Annotated in this window: 22 protein-coding genes and 4 tRNA genes; 23 read left to right on the top strand and 3 right to left on the bottom strand. The window is 59.5% G+C overall.

The window, feature by feature from the left end; genetic code table 11:
* Positions 1 to 30 precede the first annotated feature (30 nt).
* The 19 genes from asd to JFT87_RS14690 all read left to right on the top strand — a co-directional run bounded on the left by asd (position 31) and on the right by JFT87_RS14690 (position 21079).
* Positions 31 to 1143 (top strand): aspartate-semialdehyde dehydrogenase, encoded by a 1113-nt coding sequence (gene asd / locus JFT87_RS14600; protein ID WP_149658895.1) that lies wholly within the window; start codon positions 31 to 33, stop codon positions 1141 to 1143.
* Positions 1144 to 1386: 243 nt separating this feature from the next.
* On the top strand, positions 1387 to 2397 hold the full coding sequence (locus tag JFT87_RS14605) for an aspartate-semialdehyde dehydrogenase (RefSeq protein ID WP_201202285.1): 1011 nt from the start codon (positions 1387 to 1389) through the stop codon (positions 2395 to 2397).
* Between the two features lie 208 nt (positions 2398 to 2605).
* Complete coding sequence (locus JFT87_RS14610; protein ID WP_201202287.1) at positions 2606 to 5365, top strand: FimV family protein; 2760 nt, start codon at positions 2606 to 2608, stop codon at positions 5363 to 5365.
* Between the two features lie 251 nt (positions 5366 to 5616).
* A complete protein-coding gene (gene truA, locus JFT87_RS14615; RefSeq protein WP_201205198.1) occupies positions 5617 to 6441 on the top strand; it encodes a tRNA pseudouridine(38-40) synthase TruA in 825 nt (274 codons plus the stop codon).
* A gap of 63 nt (positions 6442 to 6504) precedes the next feature.
* Positions 6505 to 7125 (top strand): phosphoribosylanthranilate isomerase, encoded by a 621-nt coding sequence (locus tag JFT87_RS14620; protein WP_201202288.1) that lies wholly within the window; start codon positions 6505 to 6507, stop codon positions 7123 to 7125.
* 196 nt (positions 7126 to 7321) lie between these two features.
* Positions 7322 to 8242: an acetyl-CoA carboxylase, carboxyltransferase subunit beta gene (accD, locus tag JFT87_RS14625; RefSeq protein ID WP_201202289.1), complete on the top strand. Its 921-nt coding sequence runs from the start codon at positions 7322 to 7324 to the stop codon at positions 8240 to 8242.
* Positions 8239 to 9546 (top strand): bifunctional tetrahydrofolate synthase/dihydrofolate synthase, encoded by a 1308-nt coding sequence (gene folC / locus JFT87_RS14630; RefSeq protein WP_201202290.1) that lies wholly within the window; start codon positions 8239 to 8241, stop codon positions 9544 to 9546. The genes accD and folC overlap by 4 nt, the downstream gene beginning before the upstream one ends.
* Complete coding sequence (locus tag JFT87_RS14635; protein WP_201202291.1) at positions 9530 to 10177, top strand: SPOR domain-containing protein; 648 nt, start codon at positions 9530 to 9532, stop codon at positions 10175 to 10177. Before folC ends, JFT87_RS14635 begins: the two co-directional genes overlap by 17 nt.
* 98 nt (positions 10178 to 10275) lie before the next feature.
* A complete protein-coding gene (locus JFT87_RS14640; RefSeq protein ID WP_201202292.1) occupies positions 10276 to 10836 on the top strand; it encodes a CvpA family protein in 561 nt (186 codons plus the stop codon).
* 41 nt (positions 10837 to 10877) lie between these two features.
* Entirely contained in the window at positions 10878 to 12383 is a 1506-nt protein-coding gene (purF, locus tag JFT87_RS14645) for an amidophosphoribosyltransferase (RefSeq protein ID WP_123425738.1), read from the top strand.
* A gap of 64 nt (positions 12384 to 12447) precedes the next feature.
* A complete protein-coding gene (locus JFT87_RS14650; protein ID WP_201202293.1) occupies positions 12448 to 13659 on the top strand; it encodes an O-succinylhomoserine sulfhydrylase in 1212 nt (403 codons plus the stop codon).
* On the top strand, positions 13656 to 14432 hold the full coding sequence (locus JFT87_RS14655; RefSeq protein ID WP_201202295.1) for an SDR family oxidoreductase: 777 nt from the start codon (positions 13656 to 13658) through the stop codon (positions 14430 to 14432). The genes JFT87_RS14650 and JFT87_RS14655 overlap by 4 nt, the downstream gene beginning before the upstream one ends.
* Before the next feature lie 182 nt (positions 14433 to 14614).
* Positions 14615 to 14690: transfer RNA gene (locus JFT87_RS14660), tRNA-Val, on the top strand.
* Between the two features lie 55 nt (positions 14691 to 14745).
* A tRNA-Asp gene (locus tag JFT87_RS14665) sits at positions 14746 to 14822 on the top strand.
* 93 nt (positions 14823 to 14915) lie between these two features.
* Positions 14916 to 14992, top strand: a tRNA-Asp gene (locus JFT87_RS14670).
* Between the two features lie 512 nt (positions 14993 to 15504).
* On the top strand, positions 15505 to 18336 hold the full coding sequence (locus JFT87_RS14675) for a xanthine dehydrogenase family protein molybdopterin-binding subunit (protein WP_201202297.1): 2832 nt from the start codon (positions 15505 to 15507) through the stop codon (positions 18334 to 18336).
* Positions 18329 to 18868: a (2Fe-2S)-binding protein gene (locus JFT87_RS14680; protein ID WP_123403637.1), complete on the top strand. Its 540-nt coding sequence runs from the start codon at positions 18329 to 18331 to the stop codon at positions 18866 to 18868. The genes JFT87_RS14675 and JFT87_RS14680 overlap by 8 nt, the downstream gene beginning before the upstream one ends.
* Positions 18869 to 18870: 2 nt before the next feature.
* Positions 18871 to 20106 (top strand): cytochrome c, encoded by a 1236-nt coding sequence (locus JFT87_RS14685; protein ID WP_201202298.1) that lies wholly within the window; start codon positions 18871 to 18873, stop codon positions 20104 to 20106.
* A 1-nt stretch (position 20107) separates the two neighbouring features.
* Positions 20108 to 21079: an XdhC family protein gene (locus tag JFT87_RS14690; protein WP_201202300.1), complete on the top strand. Its 972-nt coding sequence runs from the start codon at positions 20108 to 20110 to the stop codon at positions 21077 to 21079.
* A gap of 125 nt (positions 21080 to 21204) precedes the next feature.
* Here JFT87_RS14690 and JFT87_RS14695 read toward each other — a convergent pair whose 3' ends face one another.
* Entirely contained in the window at positions 21205 to 22488 is a 1284-nt protein-coding gene (locus JFT87_RS14695) for an NAD(P)/FAD-dependent oxidoreductase (protein ID WP_201202302.1), read from the bottom strand.
* 183 nt (positions 22489 to 22671) lie between these two features.
* Here JFT87_RS14695 and JFT87_RS14700 point away from each other — a divergent pair.
* Positions 22672 to 22748: transfer RNA gene (locus JFT87_RS14700), tRNA-Val, on the top strand.
* Positions 22749 to 22886: 138 nt separating this feature from the next.
* Here the strand turns inward: JFT87_RS14700 and JFT87_RS28405 are convergent.
* Positions 22887 to 23312 (bottom strand): hypothetical protein, encoded by a 426-nt coding sequence (locus JFT87_RS28405; RefSeq protein WP_242487258.1) that lies wholly within the window; start codon positions 23310 to 23312, stop codon positions 22887 to 22889.
* Positions 23313 to 23721: 409 nt separating this feature from the next.
* Between JFT87_RS28405 and JFT87_RS14710 the strand changes: the two genes are divergently transcribed.
* The gene (locus JFT87_RS14710; RefSeq protein ID WP_201202304.1) at positions 23722 to 24177 is read left to right on the top strand and encodes a DUF2214 family protein; all 456 of its coding nucleotides are present in this window, start codon (positions 23722 to 23724) and stop codon (positions 24175 to 24177) included.
* A 214-nt stretch (positions 24178 to 24391) separates the two neighbouring features.
* Here the strand turns inward: JFT87_RS14710 and csrA are convergent, their stop codons facing one another.
* On the bottom strand, positions 24392 to 24586 hold the full coding sequence (csrA, locus tag JFT87_RS14715) for a carbon storage regulator CsrA (RefSeq protein WP_007938114.1): 195 nt from the start codon (positions 24584 to 24586) through the stop codon (positions 24392 to 24394).
* 248 nt (positions 24587 to 24834) lie between these two features.
* Here csrA and JFT87_RS14720 point away from each other — a divergent pair, with 248 nt between their 5' ends.
* Entirely contained in the window at positions 24835 to 25203 is a 369-nt protein-coding gene (locus JFT87_RS14720; protein WP_201202305.1) for an SPOR domain-containing protein, read from the top strand.
* 87 nt (positions 25204 to 25290) lie between these two features.
* Positions 25291 to 26202: a siderophore-interacting protein gene (locus tag JFT87_RS14725; RefSeq protein WP_201202306.1), complete on the top strand. Its 912-nt coding sequence runs from the start codon at positions 25291 to 25293 to the stop codon at positions 26200 to 26202.
* The last annotated feature ends 20 nt before the right edge of the window (positions 26203 to 26222 follow it).

Here is a 26222-nt window from a genome sequence, read left to right on the forward strand (position 1 = left end):
GGCCCACTTTTTAAAGAAGGTGTAGTTGCGATGAAACGTGTAGGTCTGATCGGTTGGCGCGGTATGGTCGGTTCCGTGCTCATGCAGCGGATGCTGGAAGAGCAGGATTTCGATCTTATTGAGCCGGTGTTTTTCACCACTTCCAATGTCGGTGGCCAAGGCCCGTCCGTGGGCAAAGACATTGCTCCGCTCAAGGACGCTTACAGCATTGAAGAGCTGAAAACCCTCGACGTGATTCTGACCTGCCAGGGTGGCGACTACACCAGCGAAGTCTTCCCGAAACTGCGCGAAGCCGGCTGGCAGGGTTACTGGATCGACGCCGCTTCCAGCCTGCGCATGCAGGATGACGCGGTGATCGTGCTGGACCCGGTGAACCGCAAGGTCATCGACCAGCAGCTCGACGCGGGCACCAAGAACTACATCGGCGGCAACTGCACCGTCAGCCTGATGCTGATGGGCCTGGGCGGTCTGTTTGAAGCCGGGCTGGTGGAGTGGATGAGCGCCATGACGTATCAGGCGGCCTCCGGTGCCGGCGCGCAGAACATGCGTGAACTGATCAAGCAAATGGGCGCGACCCACGCCGCTGTCGCCGATCAACTGGCTGACCCGGCCAGCGCGATCCTCGACATCGACCGCCGTGTTGCCGAAGCCATGCGCAGCGACGCGTACCCGACCGAAAACTTCGGCGTGCCGCTGGCCGGCAGCCTGATCCCGTGGATCGACAAAGAACTGCCGAACGGTCAGAGCCGCGAAGAGTGGAAGGCCCAGGCCGAGACCAACAAGATCCTCGGCCGCTTCAAGAGCCCGATTCCGGTCGATGGCATCTGCGTGCGTATCGGCGCCATGCGCTGCCACAGCCAGGCACTGACCATCAAACTGAACAAAGACGTGCCGATCGCCGACATCGAAGGGCTGATCAGCCAGCACAACCCTTGGGTAAAACTGGTGCCGAACAGCCGCGAAGCCAGCATTCAGGAACTGAGCCCGACGAAAGTCACCGGCACCCTGAACGTACCGGTTGGCCGTCTGCGCAAGCTGAACATGGGCACCCAGTATCTGGGCGCGTTCACCGTCGGCGACCAGCTGCTGTGGGGCGCGGCCGAACCGCTGCGTCGCATGCTGCGGATTCTGCTTGAGCGTTGATCGGTTGAAGCTGTGAAAGAACCCGTGCCTTGTAAAGAGGTGCGGGTTTTTTTATGGAAATTGTGTAGTCAGAGAGGCCGCCTTCGCGAGCAAGCCCGCTCCCACATGGGATTGCGATTAACCTGTGGGAGCGGGCTTGCTCGCGAAGGGGCCGGAACTGGTACCACAAATCTCCGCCCGAATTGCCTGCATGCCAGCCACCCGGTAAAGTGCCGCTCCCCCCGTTTCGCCTGAGGTAGAACCATGAGCCAGTCCTTCGATATTGCCGTGATCGGCGCCACCGGTACTGTCGGCGAAACGCTCGTGCAGATTCTTGAAGAGCGAGACTTCCCGGTCGGCAACCTTCACCTGCTGGCCAGCAGCGAATCCGCCGGGCATTCGGTGCCGTTTCGCGGCAAGAACGTACGCGTGCGGGAAGTCGATGAGTTCGATTTCAGCAAGGTTCAGTTGGTGTTCTTCGCTGCCGGCCCGGCGGTGACCCTGAGTTTCGCCTCGCGCGCCACGGCTGCCGGTTGCTCGCTAATCGATCTGTCCGGCGCGTTGCCGGCCGATCAGGCGCCGCAAGTGGTGCCGGAAGCCAATGCTCAGGTGTTGGCGGGTCTGAAAAAGCCGTTCCAGGTCAGCAGCCCGAGCCCGTCGGCCACCACCTTGGCCGTGGTGCTCGCGCCGTTGCTCGGCGTGATCGACCTGCAGCGAGTCAACGTGACCGCCAGCCTGGCCGTCTCCGCCCAGGGCCGCGAAGCGGTGACCGAGTTGGCCCGGCAAACCGCCGAACTGCTCAATGTGCGTCCGCTGGAGCCGACTTTCTTTGATCGGCAAATGGCCTTTAATTTGCTGGCCCAAGTCGGTAAACCCGATGATCAGGGTCACACGCTGCTGGAAAAACGCCTGGTACGTGAGCTGCGTCAGGTGATGGCGCTGCCTTTATTAAAGATTTCCGCGACTTGCATTCAAGCCCCGGTGTTTTTTGGCGATAGCTTTAGTGTGACCTTGCAGTCAGCGAGCGCTGTGGACCTGGCAAAAGTGAACGCTGCACTGGAAGACGCGCCAGGCATTGAGCTGGTCGAAGCAGGCGATTACCCGACGCCGGTAGGTGACGCGGTAGGGCAGGATGTGGTCTACATCGGCCGGGTTCGCCACGGTGTCGACGACCTGTCGGAACTAAATCTGTGGCTGACGTCAGATAACGTACGCAAGGGCGCTGCGCTCAATGCTGTGCAGGTGGCTGAATTGTTGATAAAAGACCTGCTGTAAAAGATACTTGGCAACAATTTGTCGAATGATTCTAGCTGAGCGCTATGCTTGGCCGGAGTGCTGAAGGCGAGTCACCCTACGGGACTTTCCAGGGCATCAAAGAAATGATCGCGCGCGACGACCCTTCGCCGCCGCGCGCAATGCCTTACGGCAGCGACTTTCAACACCTTCTCGCTGGCCGAGGAATGTTCAAACAAAGGATGAGGCTATGGTTCAAGTTCGCAAACTGGTGTTAGCAATAGCGGCCGCCTCGGCGCTGTCCTCCGGTATGGCGCATGCCCTCGGGCTCGGGGAACTGACCCTGAAGTCGACGCTGAACCAGCCCCTGGTGGCAGAAATCGAGTTGCTCGACGTCAAGGACCTCACCGCTGCCGAAGTGGTGCCGAGCCTGGCCTCGGCCGACGATTTCGCCAAGGCCGGGGTTGATCGCCAGGCATTCCTCAATGACCTGACCTTTACCCCGGTGCTCAACGCCAGCGGTAAAAGCATCCTGCGCGTGACGTCCAGCAAACCGCTCTCCGAACCGATGGTGAAATTCCTGGTTCAGGTGATGTGGCCTAACGGTCGCTTGCTGCGCGATTACAGCGTGCTGCTCGATCCGTCCAAATTCTCGCCACAAACCGCCGACGCCGCCGCGCAACCTGCGCCGGCTCAAGCCGTTACCGCGCCAACCACCGGTGCCACCAAGCCATCGACTTACACCACCACGCCGCGCGATACCCTGTGGGAAATCGCAGCGAAGGCGCGAAATGGCGGTTCGGTGCAGCAGACCATGCTGGCCATCCAGGCGTTGAACCCGGATGCGTTCATCAACGGCAACATCAACCTGCTGAAGACCGGCCAGGTCTTGCGCATGCCGGATCAGGTGCAAAGCACCAGCCTGGCGCAACCCAAAGCCATCGCTGAAGTCGCCGCGCAGAACACCGCATGGCGCCAGGGGCGTCGCTATGTGGCCAAGCCTGGCACTGGCCAGCAGCAGCTCGACGCCACCAAGCGCGGTCGTGCGGATGCCGCGCCGACCCAGCCGGCGAAAGATAACCTGACCCTGGTCTCTGCCGAATCCGGCAAGGGCCGCAAGGGCGCTGCTGGCGATGCGAAGAATCTGAGCAACAAACTGGCGGTCACCCAGGAAAGCCTCGACACGACCCGTCGTGACAATGCCGAACTGAAAAGCCGCATGACCGATCTGCAAAGTCAGCTGGATAAGCTGCAAAAGCTGATCGAGCTGAAGAACAATCAACTGGCGAAACTGCAGGCAGAAGGCTCGGGTGCTGCACCCGCTGCAAATGCCTCCGGTGCTGCGGTTCCAGCAATCACCGCGGAACTCGCCGCCACCCCGCCAGCCACGCCGGCAGAGGCTGCTGCGTCTCCTACGCCGGAATCGGCTATTGCGCCGCCGGCTGAGACACCGGTTGTCGAGCCCGTTGTGGAGCCGAAGCCGGTTGTTGACGACGAAAAAACCTTCAACGAATTGCTGACCAATCCGATTCTGCTGGGTCTGGTGGGCGGCGGTGCCGTTGTCCTGCTGCTCCTGTTGCTGTTGCTGGCCCGTCGCCGCAAAGCGCAGCAGGAAGCTGAAAAACATCTGCGCATGGCGCGTGCCCTGTCTGAAGAGCAAGAGTTCTCCGCTGAACAGGATCTGCCGGAAAGCAGCTTCGAAGGTCTGGAAACCCCAGCGGCGAGCGTCAAGCTCAACACTCCGGCGCCTGCACCAGCAGTGGCGCCAGTGGTTGCGCCGATTGTAATGGCTGAGCCGATTGCTGCACCGCTGGTGGCTCCGGCCGCAGAGCGTTCTGACGACGTACTCGACAAGGCGCAGTCGCACATCAACGCCGGCCGCTTGAATCAGGCCGCCGCGCTGCTGGAAGAAGGCGTGAGCCTTGAGCCACAGCGCAGTGATCTGCGTTTGAAGCTGATGGAAGTCTATGGTCAGCAAGGTGATCGTGATGCGTTCGTGGCCCAGGAGCGCAAGTTGGTGGCCAATGGCGATAACTTCGCCCAGGTCGAACAGCTGAAAAGCCGCTTCCCGGCCATGGCCCTCGTGGTTGCCGGTGGCATTGCTGCCGCCGCCGTCGCTGCCGAGCTGGACGCTCAGTACGTCAAGGACCTGTTGCTGGACGAGCCTGAAGCGCCGGCTCCAGAGCCGGCTGTCGATGATCTCGACAGCGCTTTCGACTTGAGCCTGGATGACCTGGAAAACATCACGCCGGTAGAGCCTGCACCGGTGGTTGAGCCTGAAGCGCCGGCGCCGGCGCCAGTGGACGATGGTCTCGACAGCGCGTTTGACCTGAGCCTGGACGATCTCGACAACATTACGCCGGTAGAACCTGCGCCCGTGGTTGAGCCTGAAGCGCCTGCTGAGCTGGACGCACCATTGGAGCTGGACGAATTCCCGCTGGACGACGACCTGAGCTTTGGGTCGGTGCTGCAACAGCAGACGGACATCAAGGACAACCTCGACGACCTGTCGGACTTCGATCTCGACCTGGACCTCGGTGGCGATGCCTCGCCAGCGACCCTGGCCGATGACGACTTCCTGCTGGACCTGGATGAGGGTGTAAAAGACCTGCCGGGCGTTGAAGTGCCAACCGTGACCGAGGCGGCGCTGGACGATCTGGAACTGCCGGCCGATTTCGACCTGTCCCTGGCTGACGAAATGGACACCCCTGAGGCGCCGAATGCCTTCTCGGCAGAACTGGATGACGTCAACGCTGAGCTGGATAGTTTGTCGCAAAGCATTGCCGAGCCGACCTTCACCGAAGCCGATGCGGCGGTGGGCGGTGATTTGGGCGAAGATGATTTCGACTTCCTCGCCGGCACCGACGAAGCGGCGACCAAACTCGATCTGGCTCAGGCCTATATCGACATGGGCGACAGCGACGGCGCGCGCGACATCCTCAACGAAGTGTTGACCGAGGGTGACGAGAAGCAGCGTGGGGAAGCCAAGGATATGCTCTCGAGCTTGTAGTCAGTCCAGCGGTAAGCGAAAACGGCAGCCCATTGAGGCTGCCGTTTTTGTTTCTGGGTTTTCCAGATTAAAAGATCGCAGCCTTCGGCAGCTCCTACAGAACAATGATGTACATCCCGTAGGAGCTGCCGAAGGCTGCGATCTTTTGATCTTGAAACTGGCATCCCCGGTCGACAGCCTTATAATGCCAGCCTTTGCGTACATCAGCAGGCTGTCACCCTTTGGCAAATATAGATAATCCGGCCGCCGAAATGGCGGCCGACGGCTTTTTCCGGATCGCGTTGGGCGTTGAATACAAAGGCTCGCGTTATCGCGGCTGGCAACGTCAGGCCTCTGGCGTGCTGACCGTCCAGGAAACCCTCGAAAAGGCGTTGTCCAAAGTCGCCGATTCACCGGTGTCGCTGCATTGCGCCGGTCGCACCGACGCGGGCGTGCATGCCTGCGGCCAAGTGGTGCATTTCGATACCCAGGTCGACCGTTCACTGAAGGCCTGGGTCATGGGGGCCAACATCAATCTGCCCCACGACATCAGCGTCAGCTGGGCAAAGGTCATGCCGGCGCACTTTCATGCACGGTTTAAAGCCATCGCCCGGCGCTATCGCTACGTGATCTACAACGATCAGATTCGCCCGGCGCACCTGAACGAAGAAATCACCTGGAACCACCGTCCGCTGGACGTCGAGCGCATGGCCGAAGCCGCCCAGTATCTGGTCGGTACTCACGATTTCAGCGCATTTCGTGCCGGACAGTGCCAGGCCAAGTCGCCGATCAAGCAATTGCATCACCTGCGCGTCACCCGGCACGGCAAGATGATTGTGCTGGACATCCGCGCCAACGCCTTCCTGCATCACATGGTGCGTAACATCGCCGGGGTGCTGATGACCATCGGTACCGGCGAGCGTCCGGTGGAGTGGATGAAGGAAGTGCTTGAGAGTCGTATTCGCCGCTCTGGCGGGGTTACGGCGCACCCGTACGGCCTGTATCTGGTGCAGGTGGAGTACCGCGACGAGTTCCCGCTGCCCGAGCGTTACATCGGTCCACACTTCCTGACCGGTTTCACCGAACTTGACGGCTGACGCCCTCGAACGCATTTGTTACCATCCGGGACTTTCTCGGATTTGCCTTGGGGTTCTATCGACATGTCAGCCGTTCGCAGCAAGATTTGCGGGATTACCCGCATAGAAGATGCGTTGGCGGCAGTCGAGGCCGGGGCTGATGCCATAGGGTTTGTGTTTTACGCCAAAAGCCCACGGGCGGTGACGTTTCAGCAGGCGAGGGCGATCATCAAGGCCTTGCCGCCGTTCGTGACCACCGTGGGTTTGTTCGTCAACGCCAGTCGCTGCGAGTTGGGGGAAATTCTCGACGCGGTGCCGCTGGACTTGCTGCAGTTTCACGGTGACGAAGACGCTGCCGAGTGTGAAAGCTGGAATCGCCCGTACATCAAGGCGCTGCGGGTCAAGGCCGGCGATGACATTGGGGCGGCATGCGCTGCGTTCCCAAGTGCCAGCGGTATTCTGCTCGATGCCTATGTTGAAGGTGTGCCGGGCGGAACTGGCGAAGCCTTCGACTGGTCACTGATACCGCAAGGCTTGAGCAAGCCGATTATCCTGGCGGGCGGTCTGAGCCCCGATAACGTCGCCGAGGCGATTGCCCGGGTTCGGCCTTATGCCGTAGACGTCAGCGGCGGGGTGGAGGCGAGCAAGGGCATCAAGGATCACGCAAAGATTCAGGCATTTATCAAAGCGGTACGCGGGATGTGACGGCTGGCAGACTGCCGCCGTCCATAACTTCACTTGCACGAAAGCAGGCACGGCTGAGGGTTTTTGGGGTGTACGAAGGTCAGTTTCACTGACCCGGCAATCCATCAATCATCGCCACACACATGAATTTAGCTCAAGGGCATACGCGGGGCTGCGAACCAAAGCGTTCGGGCCGCCGGTACTGGAGAAAGAAAGCATGAGCAACTGGTTAGTAGACAAACTGATCCCTTCGATCATGCGTTCCGAGGTCAAGAAGAGCTCGGTGCCTGAAGGTCTTTGGCACAAATGCCCGTCTTGCGAGGCTGTGCTGTATCGTCCGGAGCTGGAAAAGACCCTGGACGTTTGCCCCAAGTGCAACCACCACATGCGTATCGGAGCTCGCGCCCGTATCGACATTTTCCTCGACGCCGAAGGCCGTGCCGAACTGGGCGCTGAGCTGGAGCCGGTTGACCGTCTGAAATTCCGCGACGGCAAGAAGTACAAGGATCGCCTGACCGCTGCGCAGAAAGCGACTGGCGAGAAAGACGCACTGATCTCCATGAGCGGCACCTTGCTGGGCATGCCGGTGGTGGTCTCGGCCTTCGAATTCTCCTTCATGGGTGGTTCGATGGGCGCCATCGTTGGTGAGCGTTTTGTTCGCGCCGCCAACTATGCGCTGGAAAACAAGTGCCCGATGATCTGCTTCGCTGCCTCCGGTGGTGCGCGGATGCAGGAAGCCCTGATCTCCCTGATGCAAATGGCCAAGACCTCGGCGGTACTGGCGCGTCTGCGTGAAGAAGGCATTCCGTTTATCTCGGTACTGACCGACCCGGTCTACGGTGGCGTTTCCGCCAGTCTGGCGATGCTGGGCGACGTGATCGTCGGCGAGCCAAAAGCCCTGATCGGCTTCGCCGGTCCGCGCGTAATCGAACAAACCGTGCGTGAAAAACTGCCGGAAGGCTTCCAGCGCAGCGAGTTCCTGCTGGAGCACGGCGCGATCGACATGATCATTCACCGTCAGGAACTGCGCCCACGTCTGGGCAACCTGCTGGCACAAATGATGGGCCTGCCGACGCCGAAATTCGTCGCTGCGCCAATCGAGCCAATCGTGATTCCACCGGTACCTGCGAACATATGACCGAGCGCACCCTTGGCGAATGGCTCGCCTACCTTGAGCAGTTGCACCCTTCGGCCATCGACATGGGCCTGGAGCGCTCGCAACAGGTAGCGTCCCGCATGGGACTGGGCAAGCTGGCGCCTCGGGTGATTACGGTCACCGGCACTAACGGCAAAGGCTCGACGTGTGCGTTTGTGGCGTCATTGCTGCGGGCGCAAGGCCTGAATGTCGGTGTCTACAATTCTCCGCACTTGCTGCGTTACAACGAGCGGGTGCAGGTCAATGGCGTCGAAGCCACTGACGCCGAACTGTGCAATGCCTTTGCGGCGGTCGAAGCCGGCCGTGCCGAAACGTCCCTGACCTACTTCGAAATGGGCACCCTGGCAGCATTCTGGCTGTTTCAACAGGCCAGTCTGGATGCGGTGGTGCTGGAAGTCGGCCTAGGCGGACGTCTGGACACGGTCAACGTGGTCGACGCGGACATGGCGCTGGTCACCAGTATTGGCGTCGATCACGTCGATTACCTGGGCGATACCCGTGAATCCGTGGCCTACGAGAAGGCTGGCATCTTCCGTCAGGGCGCGCCTGCGCTCTGCGGCGATCTGAATCCTCCCCAACCCCTGCTGGACAAGGCGCGCGAGCTGGCTTGCCCGTTTTTCCTGCGTGGGCGCGATTTTGATCTCGGGATCACCGATCACAACTGGCAGTGGCGTGGCGTTGACGCTCAAGGGCGTGTCGTCGAGCTGCATGATTTGCCGTTGCTGGATCTGCCGATGGAAAACGCTGCGCTGGCATTGCAGGCTTATCTGTTGTCAGGTTTGACGTGGGTTGATGCACAGATTGTTGAAGCGCTGAAAGCGACGCGAATCGTCGGTCGGCTGGATCGTCGGCAATTCAACTGGCAGGGAAAGCGCCTGAATTTGTTACTGGATGTGGGGCATAACCCGCATGCGGCAGAGTATCTGGCCCGGCGTCTGGCCAGTCGGCCGCCGGTCGGCAAGCGTCTGGCAGTGTTCGGATTGCTGGCGGACAAGGATCTGGATGGTGTGGTCGGCGAATTGAATGCTAGTGTCCAGTCATGGGCTGTTGCGCCGCTGGATTCGCCGCGAGCACGTCCGGTTGCAGATTTGCACGCGGCGTTACAGAACCTTGGCGCTTCGGTAGCGTCGTATGACAGCGTGGCAGCAGCCTTGGAAGGGCAGTGCGCGCTGGCGACGAGTGACGATGAGATTTTGTTGTTCGGATCATTTTATTGTGTTGCCGAGGCCCTTGAATGGCTGGCCCGGCGCTCCACGGAGGAAGCGGCAAATGGCTTTGCTGGATAAGGCTTACAAACAGCGTATGGTCGGTGCCCTGGTGTTGGTGGCGCTGGCGGTGATTTTCTTGCCGATGCTGTTTTCCCGTCAGGACGAACAGCGACAAGTGACGGTGCAGGCACCGTCTGCGCCGCAAGCCCCTGCGGTGGCGCAAGTACAGGTCGAGCCGGTGGTGGTGCCTGAACCGCAAGCCTTGCCTCAGGAGCCGGTGCCAAGCGACGACGAGATTGCTGATGATCAAGCACCGTCGATGCCGATCAAACCGGCTGTGCCCGTGGCGCCAGTCGCCAAACCGGTGGCACCGGCGCCAGCGCCTGTTGCGAAACCGGCACCGACCCAGCCGATTGCTGCCGCACCGGCCAAGCCGGACACCACTCAGAGTCGCGTTGATGCCAATGGCCTGTCGATCAGTTGGTCGGTGCAATTGGCCAGTCTGGCAAGCCGCGACAGTGCAGAAAGTCTGCAGAAAACCCTGCGCAGCCAAGGCTATAACGCCTACATCCGGACTGCCGACGGCAAGAATCGGGTGTTTGTCGGGCCGCTGATCGAGCGTGCAGAAGCCGATCGCCTGCGTGACTTGCTGGGTCGCCAGCAGAACCTGAAAGGTTTTGTCGTACGTTTCCAGCCTGAGCGCGGTTAAAACTATCCACCCGATTTGAAATGCACTGACAATCGCAGCTTACCGATAAGCATGGGCTCTGCTAAAATGCGCCGCCTTATCTGTCTGTAGGCTGCACTGTGCCATTTACCTTGGTTGACTGGGCGATCGTTGCAATCGTCGCCATCTCCGCATTGATCAGTTTGAGCCGCGGCTTCGTCAAAGAAGCATTATCGCTGGTGACCTGGATCATCGCAGGAGTCGTCGCCTGGATGTTCGGTGGTTCATTGTCCGAGTACCTCGGCGGGTACATCGAAACGCCTTCGGCTCGTGTGATCACGGGCTGCGCCATCATGTTTGTCGCCACGTTAATCGTAGGCGCAATGATCAATTATCTTATCGGCGAGTTGGTTCGCGTTACCGGGCTATCCGGGACCGATCGATTCCTCGGCATGGCCTTCGGCGCCGCGCGTGGCGTGTTGCTGGTGGTCGTGGCGGTCGGGCTGTTGAGCCTGGGGCCGGTACAGCAGGACGGCTGGTGGAAAGAATCACAGCTCGTGCCAAAATTTTTATTGGTCGCAGACTGGTCCAAAAACCTGATTCTTGGGTGGAGCAGTCAGTGGCTTGCCAGCGGTATCAGCGTACCCGCTGAATTACCGTTCAAGGAACACCTCTTTCCGACGGCCAAAACGCCTCAGTGAGTTGTGTTCAGTTCAGATCCATTAAGTAGGGGTTGCGTCGCATGTGTGGCATCGTCGGTATCGTCGGTAAGTCGAACGTCAATCAGGCGCTGTATGACGCGCTAACCGTGCTCCAGCACCGCGGCCAGGACGCTGCCGGTATCGTGACCAGCCATGATGGCCGGTTATTCCTGCGCAAGGACAATGGCCTGGTGCGTGACGTGTTCCATCAGCGTCACATGCAGCGCCTGGTCGGCCACATGGGCATTGGCCATGTGCGTTATCCGACCGCAGGCAGCTCGACTTCGGCTGAAGCTCAACCGTTTTACGTCAACTCGCCTTACGGCATCACGTTGGCGCACAACGGTAACCTGACCAACGTTGAACAATTGGCCAAGGAGATTTACGAATCTGACCTGCGCCACGTCAACACCAACTCCGATTCGGAAGTACTGCTCAACGTGTTCGCTCACGAGCTGGCCCAGCGCGGCAAGTTGCAGCCAACCGAAGAAGACGTATTCGCTGCCGTGACTGACGTGCACAACCGTTGCGTCGGTGGTTACGCGGTCGTGGCGATGGTGACCGGTTACGGCATCGTTGGTTTCCGCGACCCGCACGGCATCCGTCCGATCGTCTTCGGCCAGCGTCACACCGACGAAGGCGTCGAGTACATGATCGCCTCCGAAAGCGTGTCCCTGGACGTGCTCGGTTTCACCCTGATTCGCGACCTGGCACCGGGCGAAGCGGTCTACATCACTGAAGACGGCAAGCTGCACACCCGTCAGTGCGCGACCAACCCGTCCCTGACCCCGTGCATCTTCGAACACGTCTACCTGGCGCGTCCGGACTCGATCATCGATGGCGTTTCGGTCTACAAGGCCCGTCTGCGCATGGGTGAGAAACTCGCCGAGAAGATCCTGCGCGAGCGTCCAGAGCACGACATCGACGTGGTCATCCCGATTCCGGACACCAGCCGCACCGCGGCCCTGGAGCTAGCGAACCACTTGGGCGTCAAGTTCCGCGAAGGCTTCGTGAAGAACCGCTACATCGGCCGGACCTTCATCATGCCGGGCCAGGCTGCGCGGAAAAAATCCGTACGCCAGAAGCTCAATGCCATCGAACTGGAATTCCGCGGCAAGAACGTGATGCTGGTGGACGACTCGATCGTTCGCGGCACCACGTGCAAGCAGATCATCCAGATGGCCCGTGAAGCTGGCGCGAAAAACGTCTACTTCTGCTCCGCAGCGCCAGCCGTTCGCTACCCGAACGTCTACGGCATCGACATGCCAAGTGCTCACGAACTGATCGCCCACAACCGTTCGACCCAAGACGTGGCTGATCTGATCGGCGCCGACTGGTTGATCTATCAGGACTTGCCTGATTTGATCGAAGCGGTCGGTGGCGGCAAGATCAAGATCGAGAACTTCGATTGCGCGGTGTTTGACGGCAAGTACGTCACCGGCGACGTCGACGAGGCTTACCTGAACAAGATCGAGCAGGCGCGCAACGATGCCTCCAAGGTCAAGACACAGGCAGTCAGTGCGATCATTGATCTGTATAACAACTGAGTAACTACCGGCCCTGAGGGGCCGGTTTTGTATCTACTAAAAGAGCAAGGCAAGGAGTGACAGCATGAGTCAGGATTGGGATGCCGGTCGGCTGGACAGCGACCTCGATGGCGTAGCGTTCGATACCCTGGCCGTACGCGCCGGTCAACACCGTACGCCGGAAGGCGAACACGGTGATCCGATGTTCTTCACTTCCAGCTACGTGTTCCGTACCGCTGCCGACGCGGCGGCACGCTTCTCCGGTGAAGTGCCGGGCAACGTTTACTCGCGCTACACCAACCCGACCGTGCGTGCGTTCGAAGAACGTATCGCCGCGCTGGAAAGCGCCGAGCAAGCGGTGGCCACTGCCACTGGCATGGCCGCGATCATGGCGGTGGTGATGAGCCTGTGCAGCGCCGGTGACCACGTGCTGGTTTCGCGCAGCGTGTTCGGCTCGACCATCAGTCTGTTCGAGAAGTACTTCAAGCGTTTTGGCGTCGAAGTCGACTACGTACCTCTGGCGGACCTGTCCGGCTGGGATGCTGCGATCAAGGTCAACACCAAATTGCTGTTCGTCGAATCGCCGTCCAACCCACTGGCCGAGTTGGTGGATATCGCCGAACTGTCGAAAATCGCTCACGCCAAAGGTGCGATGCTGGTGGTCGACAACTGCTTCTGCACGCCTGCCTTGCAACAGCCGCTGAAACTGGGCGCCGACATCGTCGTGCACTCGGCGACCAAGTTCATCGACGGCCAGGGCCGTTGCATGGGTGGCGTCGTGGCTGGTCGCAGCGAACAGATGAAAGAAGTCGTCGGTTTCCTGCGCACCGCCGGGCCGACCCTGAGCCCATTCAATGCCTGGATCTTCCTCAAGGGCCTCGAAACCCTGAACCTGCGCATGAAGGCGCACTGCGCCAACGCTCAGCAACTGGCCGAATGGCTGGAACAGCAGGACGGCATCGAGAAAGTCCACTACGCCGGCCTCAAGAGCCATCCGCAGCACGAACTGGCCCAGCGTCAGCAGAAAGGCTTCGGTGCGGTCGTAAGTTTTGAAGTCAAGGGCGGCAAAGAGGGCGCCTGGCGCTTTATCGACGCAACCCGACTGATTTCCATCACCGCCAACCTCGGCGACACCAAGACCACCATCACTCACCCGAGCACTACCTCTCACGGCCGTCTGGCGCCGCAAGAACGTGAAGCCGCGGGCATCCGTGACAGCCTGATTCGTGTTGCGGTCGGCCTGGAAGACGTAGCAGACCTGCAAGCCGATCTGGCGCGCGGGTTGGCTGCCTTGTGATCGAGTTGGCCACGCCGGCTACGGGCACCCATGGCCGCGTTGCGCTGGTCACCGGTGCCGCGCGCGGTATCGGCCTGGGCATCGCGGCCTGGCTAATCAGCGAAGGCTGGCAGGTGGTGTTGACGGACCTGGACCGCGTGCGGGGTTCGAAAGTGGCGAAGGTGCTGGGCGACAATGCCTGGTTCATCGCCATGGACGTCTCGAACGAAGGGCAGGTGGCGCTGGGCGTCGCCGAGGTGCTGGGGCAGTTCGGGCGTCTGGATGCGTTGGTGTGCAATGCGGCAGTCGCCGATCCGCACAACATCACCCTGGAAAGCCTTGATCTGGCCTACTGGAATCGTGTGTTGGCAGTGAATCTCAGTGGGCCGATGTTGCTGGCCAAGCACTGTGCGCCGTACCTGCGTGCTCACAACGGCGCAATCGTCAACCTGGCCTCGACCCGTGCCGGGCAGTCGGAACCTGACACAGAGGCTTATGCGGCGAGCAAGGGTGGCCTGTTGGCCCTGACTCACGCGTTGGCGATCAGTCTGGGGCCGGAAATCCGCGTCAATGCGGTCAGTCCGGGCTGGATTGATGCACGGGACCCGTCAGTACGGCGTGCCGAACCGCTGACCGATGCCGACCATGCCCAGCATCCGGCGGGCAGGGTAGGGACGGTCGAGGATGTGGCGGCGATGGTGGCTTGGTTGCTGTCCAGGAACGCCGGTTTCGTCACTGGCCAGGAATTCGTGGTCGATGGCGGCATGACCAAGAAGATGATTTACGAGCAGTGAGAGCCAGCTGCAAGCGTCGAGCTGCAAGTTGAAGCTAGATCGCGGTGTGTCTGCTTTGGATGTTTATGCTTTTGCTTGCAGCTTGAGACTTGCCGCTAAAAACTGTTTTTGAAAAAACTTCAATCCTGCTATTGACTTAGGTTCGCTACCTGCGTAAATTTCGCGGCCTCGGAGATGCAAACGGGTGATTAGCTCAGCTGGGAGAGCGTCTGCCTTACAAGCAGAATGTCGGCGGTTCGATCCCGTCATCACCCACCACTTCCGAGAGTCTTGCGAAAGCAAGATGGAAGCTTTTAAAAGCCTCCACCGACGCGCAGCGGTAGTTCAGTCGGTTAGAATACCGGCCTGTCACGCCGGGGGTCGCGGGTTCGAGTCCCGTCCGCTGCGCCATATTACCGAAGCAGGTTTTTACCTTCTTCGAGATTGAAAAGCCTCGAAGCTTTCAGTCAGACGAGTTACTTGGGCGAAAGTCCAAAGCGATACGCAGCGGTAGTTCAGTCGGTTAGAATACCGGCCTGTCACGCCGGGGGTCGCGGGTTCGAGTCCCGTCCGCTGCGCCATATCTGCCTCAAGGCCCACTGAACGCCTTGGAGCTACGAAGAAAGCTGCTGGTAATGCCAGCGCCTTATTCGAGTCGATAGCAAAGACCCTGGTCGAAAGACCGGGGTTTTTTGTGTCTGCGATTTGGCTTTTCCCCTCTGCTCCTTCTGCCTGATTCTGGATCCGACACAAATCCCCATGTGGGAGCGAGCCTGCTCGCGAATGCGGTGTATCAGGCAAAAAATGCGCTGACTGACACTACGCCTTCGCGAGCAGGCTCGCTCCCACATAGGGGTGTCGGTTTGTACGGCGACCTCATGCGGTGCCACGTCGCATTGATTTTTTGATTCTTTGGTCAGTTTTTTGTAACAGGTTGTTTGCCGCCAGCGCAGAAACCTATAAAGTTAACCTTTCGGTCAGCTTTGCACTGTCAAATACAGCCTTTTGCTTTGTCCAAAAGCGCTTCTGCAAGACTCGAGATTCCCAGAACATAACCAGAAGGGCGGACCCATAACCGCCCAGAGGATGATCCATGTCCAACCGTGATATTTCCCGGCGCTCGTTCCTTCAGGGCGGGCTGGTGGCGGGTGTGAGCGTGACGCTTACACCGCTCAGCACCCAGGCGCTGGCTGCCTTGATGGAAAACAGCGTAACCGTGCCGTCCGAGCAATGGCTCGGCAACAACGGCAAGGCGCGCTCGCGTAACGATGCCTTGTCCAAGGTCTGCGGCAGCAAAGTCTTTGCCCGCGACATTCGTGCCAAGGACATGCCGGGCTGGCCGCAGCAGCAGGGCCACGCCATGTTGCTGAAAATCACCAAGGCCGACCGCATCTACGCGGGTTACGACCTGTCGTGGCTCGGCGCCGATTTGCAGCCCGACCGCATCGTCACCGCCGCCGACCTGGACAAGGACGGCATCGTCTTCCCGGAAGATCACGCGCCCGATCCGCTGCTGCCGGAAGGCAAGGTGCCGATGTTCATCGGTCACCCGGTGGCGATCCTGATCTGGAACGACTTCGAGCGTTTCCGCCAGGCCAAGGCCAAACTCAAGTTCAATGACAAAGCCATCCGCTACGGCGCCCAGGTGCCGTTCTACGACTGTGATCCCTACGGCAGCTTCCGCTACGTACGCGTTGGCGGCGCGACCTCGGCGGACGAAGATGAATTCGCCAGCCTCAAGGATTCGATCCTGTTCCCGATGCTGAAAAACCGTCGTCCGGTGTGGAATTCCCAGCCGGACCTGCACGGCAACCTGACCGAGCGCGGTTTGTTCTACGCCGACCGGATGAAACAGCAGATCGAATCGCCGCCAGACAACTGGCTGGTGTTCGACGAGCGCTACAAAACCCCGTCGATTGAACCGGCCGCGATGGAGCCGGACAACGGCAACGGCTGGTACGACCCGGCGACCAAGACCCTGCACTTTGTCGTCGCCACCCAGTGCCCGCTGGAGGCTGCAACCGAAACCGCGAAGATGATTGCCCCGTCGCGCTTCGGCCTGGCGAATCTGAACATGCACCCCGGTTACACCGTCGGTTACGGTTCCAAGGACCATAACATCTTCGTCTACTACGCAGCCCTCGCCGCGTTGTACGGTGCTGGTGTGCCGGTGCGTCTGGCGAACGACCGCTACGAGCAGTTCCAGAGCGGGATCAAGCGTCACCCGTTCGACATCCGCTACCAATTGGCCGTGGACAAGACCGATCACAGCTTCAAGATTTTCCGCGCCGAGATGAACGTCGATGGCGGCGGGCGGATCAACTACAGCCCTTCGGTGGCGGCGGTTGGCGCCACGGCAGCGCAGTCGATCTATTACATGCCGCAGAACGATTTGCAGGTCACGGCCTACCATTCTCGCGGTGTTGAAGCGGGCTCGATGCGCGGTTACGGAACCCTGCAAAGCATGGCGTCGACCGAGATGATGGTCGACGAAATTGCCGGTCGCCTCGGCATCGACGCCATCGATCTGCGCAAGAAAAACGCCATGCTCTCGGGCATGAAAAACACCCAGGGCGCAGTGCCTGCGGGTGCCTTGCGCCTGCATGAAATTCTCGACAAGGCTGCTGCCCACGAAGTCTGGAAAAACCGCGATCTGATCAAGATGAAGCGCGAAGCCGCCGACCCGGACAACTGGTACGGCGTCGGTTTCGCCATCTGCCAGAAAGACTTCGGCACCGGTTCCGAAGCGCCGATGGCCAGCATCGAATTCACGGCTGAAGGGCACGTGACCCTGCGCCACATCGGTATCGAAATCGGCACCGGCATGTCCACCTCGCAAGCCTTGGTGGTGGTGGATTTCATCGGCATCCCGGCCACGGAAGTGAAGACCGGCGAAACCGAATGGAAAGAGTTGCAGCTGATCAGCGGCGGCAACCCGTACATCATGAGCCAGGCTGAACAGGACGGTTTTCTGCGTAACCCACGCTGGGTTGGCAAACTTGCGTCGGCCTCCTCGGCGACTAACTCCGCGTACTACTTCAGCCACGCTACCCGTGAAGCGTCCCGCGTGCTGTTCAACCACGGTTTGTGGCCGGCGGCGCTGCAGATCTGGGGCCAAGGCCCATACGGCGGCCAAGCCAACCCGTACGTGGTGCGCCGCGAAGATGCGCATTGGGTCGACGGCAAACTCACTGCCAACGGCATGCAGCCGCTGAGCTTTGAGCAACTGGCGAAACACGCCCACGAAAAAGGCTTGGTGACCGGCGCGACCGTGCACGGCTTCAACCGCTGGAGCTGGGCCGAGTCCGATTTCAGCATCGACGGCGTCCGTGAACGCCTGCCGCTCGACGGTCTAGCCGTGAAGTACGGCGACGGGGCACCGAACGCGAAGAAAGCACAGATGACCAGCAACGGTTTCCATCTGCTGGATCGCCAGAACGTGCACTACCCGGACACCCAGTTGAACAACGCGGCGGTGACTTACTACAGTCCGGTCGCGACGCTGGTGGAATTGAAAGTGAACAAGGGTTCGGCCGAAGTGCAAGTGCTCAACCATCACTCGTGGGTCGAGTGCGGTCGGGTGCTGGTGGAAGAACTGGTCAGGGGGCAGCTCGAAGGCGGGATCGCCATGGGCATCGGCCATGCATTGATGGAAGAGATGCCGCTGTACGAAGGCGGGCCGGGGGAGGGTGACTGGAACTTCAACCGTTACCGCCTGCCAATGGCCCGGCACGTTGCGGTCTGGAACCAGACGGCGGAGATCCTGCCGCCGCTGTCGCCGAGCGACCCGTCCAAGGGCATTGCCGAAGTGGTGATGATCCCGATCGTCGGCGCCATCGGTAACGCCGTGGCTCACGCCATCGGCAAACGTGTCCGCGACCTGCCTATCACTTCTGCGCGCATCAAGGAGGCCCTCAATGGCTAACCGTCCGTTTCAACTGACCCTCAACGGTCAATCCGTCGGCCCGGTGGACATCCCTGATGACCTGCCGATGATCGACTACTTGCACGAATACAAAAACCTCACCGGTTCGCGTCTGGGCTGCGGCCAGGGCATCTGCCATGCCTGCGTGGTGATCGTCGACAACCCGGACGGCACCAGCGAAGAAGTGCGCACCTGCATCACCGGCGCGCATTACTTCGAAGGCAAAAAAGTGCGGACCATCGAAGGTCACGCGACCCGCGATGAGCAGGGCAAGGTCACCGAGCTGAACCCGATCCAGCAGCGTTTCGTCGATGAATTCGCCTTCCAGTGCAGCTACTGCGCGCCGGGGTTTGTGAATGCGGCGACGGTGTTGGTGGAAAAACTCCAGCGTCAGCCGATCGTTAAAAGTCAGCTGGAAAAAGTCATCGAGGACAGCCTCGGTCACCACATCTGCCGCTGCACCGGCTACGTGCGTTACTACAGCGCGACCCGCAACGTGCTGACCGATCTCGGCCTGGTCAAGGAGGGTTAAGCATGAAGCATCTACTTTCCCGACTGGCGTTGGCGGTTGGTCTGGCTGCGCCGGTGTTACTGGCCCACGCGGACGATCAGATCAAGCGCGGCGAATACCTTGCCCGCGCTGCCGATTGCATGGCCTGCCACACCGCACCGGGTGGCGCGCCGTTTGCCGGCGGTCTGCCGATCATCTCGCCGTTCGGCACGATCTACGGCACCAACATCACCCCGAGCAAAGAGCACGGCATCGGTCTGTACAACGATGATGAGTTCTTCGCGGCGCTCACCGAAGGCAAACGCCGGGATGGCGCGAACCTGTATCCGGCGATGCCTTACACCTCGTATCACCTGATGCCGCGTGAAGACTCGGACGCGATTCACGCGTATCTGAAAACCGTCGAGCCGATCGAACGTGCAGCACCGGTCACCAGCCTGAGCTTCCCGTTCAACGTGCGTCTGGGCCTGATGGGCTGGAACATGCTCTACGGCAAGGACGTGAAACTGGCGCCGACCGAGGGCAAAAGCGAAGCCTTCAAGCGCGGCCAGTACATGGTCGACGTGCTCGGGCACTGCGGCGAATGCCACACCCCGCGCGGTTTGCCCGGTGCGATGCAGCAGGACAAACGCCTGACTGGCGGCCTGCTCAATGGCTATCTGGCGCCAAGCCTGTTGGCCAATGACCTGGCCGCACGCGGCTGGAATCATCAGGACCTGAGCTCGTTCCTCAAGCACGGCATGAGCGCCCAGGGCACGATGTTCAACGAGATGTTCCCGGTGTTCCACAACAGCACCCAAGGCCTCAATGATCCGGACTTGGCGGCGATGGCGACGTTCCTGCTTGGCGATCAACCGCCCGCAGCGAAAGTGCTGACCGAAGTGCCGCTGGACAAAATGGGCCCAAGCGCCCAGCGCGGTCGTCAGGATTACCTGAACGTCTGTGCCGGTTGCCACGCACCGAACGGCGAGGGCAAGCCGCACATCGCGGTGGCCATGCGCGGCAACACCACATTGCGCCTGGAAGATCCGCGCAACCTGTTGCGGGTGATCGAGGACGGCATCGGCGAGCAGAAATTCGCCGGGTTCGAACGCATGCAACCGATGCCGGGCTTCGCCGACAAACTCAGTCACGAGCAACTGACCGATCTGCTGAACTACTTGCGTCAAGGTTGGGGCGGTCAGTCGAGTGAGCTGGCGGTCAGCGATGTGCAGAAGCTTCAGGCCGATGCACCAACCGCCGAGCACAAGGCGCACTGACATGCAGCATCTCGATCTGCAAGTGGTGCGCCGGGCGCTGGAATGGTCGACGGCCGGCCAGTGCGTGTGGCTGTGCACGGTGCTCGCCACCTATGGCTCGGCGCCACGTGCGCCGGGCTCGTTGCTGGCGGTGAACGCGGACGGTCACTGGATCGGCTCGCTGTCGGGCGGTTGTGTTGAGGAAGACTTCCTCGAACGCGTCGCCGAGGGCGCGTTTTTTGAGGCCGTCAACGTGGTCCGTTACGGCGAAGGCGATGATCCGCGCTCTCGGGTCAGTCTGCCCTGTGGTGGCGTGCTCGATGTGCTGGTGGAGAAGCTTGAATCTGATTGTGAGGTTCAGGCACATCTGCGCGAGCTGGAGTCGGCATTGCTGGGCCAGCGCCGGTTGATTCGCGAGGTCGATCTGGCCAGTGGCGCGCGCAGTGTGTTCGCGGACAGCGAGCAGGGCGCGCGCATCGAGCGAGAGATCGACCGGGTACGCGTGCGAGTTGGCGCGGCTCAGCGGTTGCTGTTGGCGGGGTATTCCAGCGTCGCCCAGGCCTGTGCAGAGTTTGCCGTGGGCCTGGGTTTCGAGGTGATTCTTTGCGACCCGCGAGACGAAGTGCTTGAAGGCGTGGTGCTGAACAACGTCGAGATTCGCCGCCAACTGCCATCGGTGTTCATCGCCGACGGCGGCTGCCACAGTGACACGGCAGTGGTGGCGTTGACCCATGACCCGCGCATCGATGACCTGGCGATGATGGAAGCGGTGCGCACCGATGCGTTCTACATCGGTGTGATGGGCTCGATGCAGACGTCGCAAAAGCGCTTTGAGCGGTTGCGCAGGATTGGTGGGTTGGGGGATGTTGAACTCGCAAGAATTCATGCCCCGATTGGCCTGAACCTGGGCAGCAAGACCCCGGCGGAAATCGCCCTGGCCGTACTCGCCGACATCCTGCGAATCCGCAGCGGCATCCCCCGCGACCAACTCTGATACAGGCTTGTATATCTACTTGTGGCGAGGGGATTTATCCCCGATGGACTGCGCAGCATTCCCTTCAGGGGCGCTGCGCGACCCATCGGGGATAAATCCCCTCGCCACAGTTGTTTCACGGTCTGTCAGAAGCCCAGTTTATCCCGCAACCCGTAATACCACGCACCCAACGCCGCAAACGGTGTGCGCAGCAGTTGCCCACCCGGAAACGGGTAGTGCGGCAAATCCGCAAACGCATCAAACCGCTCGGCCTGGCCGCGCAACGCCTCGGCCAACACCTTGCCCGCCAAATGCGTGTAAGTCACACCATGCCCACTGCAACCCTGAGAGTAATAAATGTTATCCCCCAGCCGCCCAACCTGCGGAAGACGCGACAGCGTCAGCAGGAAGTTTCCGGTCCAGGCGTAATCAATTTTCACGTCCTTAAGCTGCGGAAAAGCCTTAAGCATCTTCGGCCGAATAATCGCTTCAATATTTGCCGGATCCCGCGCGCCATACACCACGCCCCCACCGAAAACCAAACGCTTGTCGCCGGTCAGACGGTAATAATCGAGCAGGTAGTTGCAGTCTTCGACGCAGTAATCCTGTGGCAACAAGCTTTTGGCCAGCGCATCGCCCAGCGGTTCAGTGGTAATCACCTGAGTCCCGCACGGCATCGACTTCGCGGCCAACTCCGGCACCAGATTACCGAGGTAAGCATTGCCCGCCACGATAATGAACTTGGCCCTGACCTTACCCTGTGGCGTATGCACCACCGGGTTCGCACCGCGCTCGATGCGCACCGCCGGAGACTGTTCATAAATAGTGCCGCCCAGCGACTCGACAGCGGCTGCTTCACCGAGCGCCAGGTTCAACGGATGAATGTGCCCGCCGCTCATGTCGAGCATGCCGCCGACATACTGGTCGCAGCCCACCACTTCACGGATGCGCTTTTGGTCCAGCAACTCAAGCTGCGAGTGACCGAAGCGCTCCCACAAACGCTTCTGGGATTCCAGATGACCCATCTGCTTGGCCGTGATGGCGGCGAACACACCGCCGTCCTTCAAGTCGCACTGGATATTATATTTGGCGACCCGCTCACGAATGATCCGCCCACCTTCAAACGCCATCTGCCCCAGCAACTGAGCTTGTTTAGGGCCGACACTGCGCTCGATCACATCAATGTCACGGCTATAGCTGTTAACGATCTGGCCACCATTGCGCCCCGACGCCCCAAACCCGACCTTGGCCGCCTCCAGCACCGTTACCCGAAAACCGTTCTCCAGCAGAAACAGGGCAGAGGACAACCCGGTGTAACCGGCGCCAATCACACAGACATCAGTCTCCACGTCATCCTGCAAAAGAGGGCGCGGCGGAACCGCATTGGCCGATGCGGCGTAATAGGACTCTGGGTAAGGGGTGTTCGCCATCCTGCTGCCTCTGTTTAATATATTTTACGAGTGCGTCGATCCTACGCGAGTTAAAAAACGGCCGCCAGCCACCGGAAAATCTTCTTCGCAGCGGCAAAATTAAATATTTTGCATATTCATAGGGTTAGCTCAAAAAAAGGTGTTGACACCCCTCCGGAATTCCGTAGAATGCCGCCTCACAGCAGGCACGTAGCTCAGTTGGTTAGAGCACCACCTTGACATGGTGGGGGTCGTTGGTTCGAGTCCAATCGCGCCTACCAAACAAAATCCGCTCTGCTGGGCGGTCTAGAAGGGCTCACCGAAAGGTGGGCCCTTTTTTGTTGTCTGGGGTTTCATGCAGAACGTTCACAAAATGTCGAGTTCGTTCACACCCGGCAATCTGATCGTTCGCAGCGCCCTCACTCTCTCTCGGGGCAATCGAAATTCCATGAGTAGATCTTCATGTCTTTGATCTCTTCGCCCACTGTCGCTACGCCGAGGCAGGTTTGGCCTTTTAAATAGTAGAAGCTGCAGAATTGGATGCCCATCGTGCAGGATTCAATTTCAATGAAGCCTTTTCTTATCAGGATATTTTCGACCCCGATCCTTTCTGAGTCGGTTGGATTCGGCTTCCAGCCATTCTGAATCAAGGCGCGCCTGGCACTCGTAAATGACATCCCCTCTTTGATTGGTATCTCTGTGGCGTTCACCAAAAAACTTGCACAGCACAAGAAGCCGATGAGGGGCCAAGTACTGATACTGCTGATGTTGAGGGTGTGTCCCTGGGGAGTTTTTAGCGGGGAGATTGCCTTGAGGGGGCGTCGTCCATGAGCGGGGTGCTTCATTGTTTTGCGGTCCTTGCTGATTTGCGTGTGGATGATCCAGTGGGTCGGGATGATGGTCGACTAGCGCTGCGGGGAGGGCTTCGGTTGTCAGGCGTAAAGTCACCGTTCGTCGCTAGCATCCTTTAAAAAAGTGTGGATATTGAATGGTTTACGAGTGTTACTAACCAACCAGTTATCGAAAAAATGTTGTTACCTGCGGGATAAATCAGTAACATTCGCCCCGCGTTCACCACCACGGTTTATGCATTTTTAAGTCCCAGGCGTCCATCAGCTGCCTGGGATTTTTTTTTGCCTTCGATTTGGCTGTCGCAGCGCCTGTCTTTCTTCTGCCGATGCTGTGCGGGCAAATCCTTACTTTTTCGACTACTACTGACTGGCGATTTCCAACTCTTTCCTAAGGAGTGTGTCGATGCTGGTTCATTGGTTTCTCGCAGCTGTTCATCTGCTGGCTGTGGCCTTGGGTCTTTGGGCGGTGCTCACTCGCGGCACGGCGTTAAGCCGCTTGGCCGCTGGAACGGCGCAGATTCGTAGCGTGCTGGTCGCGGATAACGTGTGGGGGATTTGTGCCGGGATTTTGCTGGTCACGGGACTGATGCGAGCCTTCGGTGGGTATGAAAAAGGCACCGACTACTACCTTCATCAGCCGCTGTTTCATCTCAAGATGACGCTGTTCGTGATCATTTTGCTAATGGAACTGGCGCCGATGATCACCTTGATCAAATGGCGGATCGCATCTGCGCGCGGTGCGGCACTCGATACCGAGCGTGCAAAGCTGTACGCACGAATCAGTCATGTCGAGGCGTTGCTGCTTGTATTGATGGTGATAGCAGCCACTGGCATGGCGCGTGGCGTGACATTCGTTTAGGAAGGCGAATTCGCTGTGTTCTATCGGAAATGTCCGACAGCCAGATTCAATAATGGCGGGTAGTATCGCCGGCAACAGGAGGGGGAGTGAGACGGGAATCGTGTGTCAGGCGCCGTGCCCAAGGGGATTGGGGAGCGGATGGCAGTACGGCGCGTGAATCTTTAGCCAGTCATTACACGCGGGTAAACGAACTGGCTACTGACTGCGAGGCGAATCAGGGGGTTTGTGGCTTGTCTGGTGCGGTCAGACCGGCCTGAATGCGCTGATAGATTTCTTCGCGATGTACGGCAACATCTTTCGGGGCGTTGATGCCAATCCGGACTTGCTGGCCGCTAACGCCCAGAATAGTGATCGTAATGTCATCACCGATATTTATGCTTTCACCGACTTTGCGGGTGAGTATCAGCATGGTCTTCTCCTTGATTGCTTGTAGGGCACCTGATTCAGACAGTGCAGAGGTCGGTGTAGTTATAGATTAGTGCGAAGTCTCACAGTTTGGGTGCCTCTTTCTGACGCGCAGATGCTGCATTAATTCCCAAGGCGTAACTATACAGAGGCCGCAACCATCATTCTCGTTGTTTTAAGGCCATTTTGCGGCACTCGGGAAGTATTCATGAATGTTAAAATCCGCGCTTTCAGCATTCAGAGGGAAACGTTGTGCGCAAAATGGCCTTGGTAATCGCAGTATTGGCGTTGGCGGGATGTGGTGAGGGCAAGAGTGTAGACGTACCGAAGCCGAAAACGGCAGTGACAGCGGCGCCGGCGGTAGCCTCTGCTCCACAGTGGGATCTTGAGGTGCGCGGTGAAACGCCTCAGGCTGTTAGCGACCTGAGCGGCTGGCTGATCGAACATGCTTTCGTTCCGACGGTCATCAAGGACAGCAGCGGTAAAACGCGGATTCTGATTGGCCCGTTCAACTCCCAGGCCGAGGCCGAAGCTCGCAAGGTGCAAGTGGATGCTGCACTGGTGAAGGCGAAAAAGCAGAATGTCGAATCGGTGTTGGTTGAGCATCCGCTCACGCCATAAGCGATTCATTTGGTGGAGCTGCCTAAAGGTTGTCAGCTGCGATTCGTTCCTATTGAAGTCGCTGATGATTTCCAGAAGGAGCTCCCCATGGCCTCCGCCAATCCCTACAAGTTGTTCGATGTCACCTTGCATCGTAAAACGCATTTGAGCCCGCATATGATGCGGATCACCCTTTCCGGCCCGCCGGTCAATGAAATGGCTACCTGGGCGCCGGATCAACGGGTGAAGCTGTTTTTCCCTGCCGCCGACGGTTCGCAATCACGACTTTCTCAAGGTGAAGGTTGGTACGCCCGCTTCCGGGCGATGCTGGCGGATCGACGTCCTGCGATGCGCACCTACACAATCCGTCACCTGCGCGCTGAACAAGGCGAAGTGGATATCGATTTTGTTCTGCATGGCGAGACCGGCCCGGCATCGCGTTGGGCACTAAGGGCTCAACCCGGTGAGTCGATGCAGATCCTTGCGCCCGACAGCCATTTCTCGGCGCAGGATGCCGGTGGATTCGAATGGAAGCCGCCACAAATTCTCAAGCAGGTTCTACTCGTCGCCGACGCCACGGCGCTGCCGGCTGCCATGGGTATTCTCGATGAGTTGGCGGCGCTCGATGAACCGCCGCAAGTCCAGGCATTCTTTGAGGTGGATAGCGCGCAGGACATGCTTGCCGTTCCTGACTGGCCGGGGCTGTCAGTGCAATGGTTGATCCGTGAACAATCGGGTGAAACCGTCGCCGGAGCGCTGATGGTTGAGGCGGTGCGCGGGGCAACGCTGCCCGTTCATGCGTCGTCAGAGGGGCGTGCAGTCGAGTTGGCCGATGTCGATATCGACAAGGATATTCTCTGGGAAATTGCCGACACCGCACCTGAAGGATTTTACGGCTGGGTCGCCGGTGAAAGTGCGGCAGTCATGAGCTTGCGCAAATACCTGATCAAGGAGTGCGGCATTCCTCGTGAGTCGCTCAATCTGATGGGGTACTGGCGCTACAACAAGTCTGGAAGCTAGTCACAAAAAAGGCCTCGAAC

The sequence above is a fragment of the Pseudomonas sp. TH15 genome (assembly GCF_016651105.1).
GTDB lineage: Bacteria > Pseudomonadota > Gammaproteobacteria > Pseudomonadales > Pseudomonadaceae > Aquipseudomonas.

Bases quoted from the DNA above. Each gene is read 5' to 3' on its own strand.
- purF (WP_123425738.1), top strand. From the start codon at position 10,878: ATGTGTGGCATCGTCGGTATCGTCGGTAAGTCGAACGTCAATCAGGCG.
- JFT87_RS14610 (WP_201202287.1), top strand. From the start codon at position 2,606: ATGGTTCAAGTTCGCAAACTGGTGTTAGCAATAGCGGCCGCCTCGGCG.
- JFT87_RS14605 (WP_201202285.1), top strand. From the start codon at position 1,387: ATGAGCCAGTCCTTCGATATTGCCGTGATCGGCGCCACCGGTACTGTC.
- folC (WP_201202290.1), top strand. From the start codon at position 8,239: ATGACCGAGCGCACCCTTGGCGAATGGCTCGCCTACCTTGAGCAGTTG.
- JFT87_RS28405 (WP_242487258.1), bottom strand. From the start codon at position 23,312: ATGAAGCACCCCGCTCATGGACGACGCCCCCTCAAGGCAATCTCCCCG.
- JFT87_RS14690 (WP_201202300.1), top strand. From the start codon at position 20,108: ATGCAGCATCTCGATCTGCAAGTGGTGCGCCGGGCGCTGGAATGGTCG.
- JFT87_RS14685 (WP_201202298.1), top strand. From the start codon at position 18,871: ATGAAGCATCTACTTTCCCGACTGGCGTTGGCGGTTGGTCTGGCTGCG.
- asd (WP_149658895.1), top strand. From the start codon at position 31: ATGAAACGTGTAGGTCTGATCGGTTGGCGCGGTATGGTCGGTTCCGTG.
- JFT87_RS14710 (WP_201202304.1), top strand. From the start codon at position 23,722: ATGCTGGTTCATTGGTTTCTCGCAGCTGTTCATCTGCTGGCTGTGGCC.
- JFT87_RS14650 (WP_201202293.1), top strand. From the start codon at position 12,448: ATGAGTCAGGATTGGGATGCCGGTCGGCTGGACAGCGACCTCGATGGC.
- csrA (WP_007938114.1), bottom strand. From the start codon at position 24,586: ATGCTGATACTCACCCGCAAAGTCGGTGAAAGCATAAATATCGGTGAT.
- JFT87_RS14680 (WP_123403637.1), top strand. From the start codon at position 18,329: ATGGCTAACCGTCCGTTTCAACTGACCCTCAACGGTCAATCCGTCGGC.
- JFT87_RS14635 (WP_201202291.1), top strand. From the start codon at position 9,530: ATGGCTTTGCTGGATAAGGCTTACAAACAGCGTATGGTCGGTGCCCTG.
- JFT87_RS14695 (WP_201202302.1), bottom strand. From the start codon at position 22,488: ATGGCGAACACCCCTTACCCAGAGTCCTATTACGCCGCATCGGCCAAT.
- JFT87_RS14725 (WP_201202306.1), top strand. From the start codon at position 25,291: ATGGCCTCCGCCAATCCCTACAAGTTGTTCGATGTCACCTTGCATCGT.
- accD (WP_201202289.1), top strand. From the start codon at position 7,322: ATGAGCAACTGGTTAGTAGACAAACTGATCCCTTCGATCATGCGTTCC.
- JFT87_RS14620 (WP_201202288.1), top strand. From the start codon at position 6,505: ATGTCAGCCGTTCGCAGCAAGATTTGCGGGATTACCCGCATAGAAGAT.
- JFT87_RS14675 (WP_201202297.1), top strand. From the start codon at position 15,505: ATGTCCAACCGTGATATTTCCCGGCGCTCGTTCCTTCAGGGCGGGCTG.
- truA (WP_201205198.1), top strand. From the start codon at position 5,617: ATGGCGGCCGACGGCTTTTTCCGGATCGCGTTGGGCGTTGAATACAAA.